Source organism: Psychrobacter faecalis, assembly GCF_016107575.1.
Classification (GTDB): domain Bacteria; phylum Pseudomonadota; class Gammaproteobacteria; order Pseudomonadales; family Moraxellaceae; genus Psychrobacter; species Psychrobacter faecalis.
This window is the reverse complement of record NZ_JABAST010000104.1, coordinates 1-347: the sequence shown is the minus strand read 5'-3', so window position 1 is coordinate 347 and position 347 is coordinate 1. Positions and strand designations below refer to the sequence as shown.

The window sequence follows — 347 nt, the reverse complement described above, 5'->3', positions numbered from 1 at the left end:
TAAACAGATGAGCCTATGGTGCTCAATACTTTACCGATACTGACTGAGGCTATAACAGCTATGTCTCTAACGCCGCAGCCTCTAACTGTCATGAGCCGTATAAGCTCTTCTACTTTAGAGTGACAGCCATGATAAGTTAAGGCATGGTCGCCAATAAACTGACGTTTGCAGTCCTTACATTGATAATTCTGCTTGCCATAGCTTTTTTTGCCATTTTTCTTTAGACTATTACTGTGACAGTCGGGGCAACTGATATCTATTTGTGTCTTCATAACCTCAAATATATCATCTTGCTCTGGCTGTCACTCCTCCTTTTATTTCCTCAGCATACTTTCTGATACACCACC

At 41.2% G+C, this 347-nt stretch carries 1 protein-coding gene; it reads right to left on the bottom strand.

Annotated elements, in window-relative coordinates; all coding sequences use genetic code 11:
• The coding region (locus tag JFC07_RS13120) for an IS1/IS1595 family N-terminal zinc-binding domain-containing protein (RefSeq protein ID WP_198329239.1) at positions 1-272 on the bottom strand (272 nt) is incomplete at its 3' end.
• Positions 273-347: the final 75 nt, after the last annotated feature.